The organism is Erwinia artemisiae (assembly GCF_051400835.1).
GTDB lineage: Bacteria > Pseudomonadota > Gammaproteobacteria > Enterobacterales > Enterobacteriaceae > Erwinia > Erwinia aeris.
In genome coordinates this window covers 56174-56455 of record NZ_JBLFFM010000012.1, presented here as the reverse complement: position 1 = coordinate 56455, position 282 = coordinate 56174, and the positions used below count along the sequence as shown (strand labels likewise).

The 282-nt window shown below is 53.9% G+C and carries 2 tRNA genes; both read left to right on the top strand.

Going from position 1 to position 282, the window contains the following annotated elements:
• Nucleotides 1–2: 2 nt before the first annotated feature.
• Nucleotides 3–79, top strand: a tRNA-Pro gene (locus ACMGEE_RS20025).
• Between the two features lie 68 nt (nucleotides 80–147).
• Nucleotides 148–224, top strand: a tRNA-Pro gene (locus ACMGEE_RS20020).
• The last annotated feature ends 58 nt before the right edge of the window (nucleotides 225–282 follow it).

Sequence of the window (282 nt, the reverse complement as noted above, 5' to 3'; positions counted from 1 at the left end):
TTCGGCGAGTAGCGCAGCTTGGTAGCGCAACTGGTTTGGGACCAGTGGGTCGGAGGTTCGAATCCTCTCTCGCCGACCATATTCCTGAAACCTTGCCGAGGCAGGGTTTTCGCTTAAAGCGATTTAAGCCGCAGTAAAAGCAGTATTCGGCGAGTAGCGCAGCTTGGTAGCGCAACTGGTTTGGGACCAGTGGGTCGGAGGTTCGAATCCTCTCTCGCCGACCACTTTAAGAAAAAGCCAGCTCTCGAGCTGGCTTTTTTGTCTCTGTAGCTTCCAGAGGAT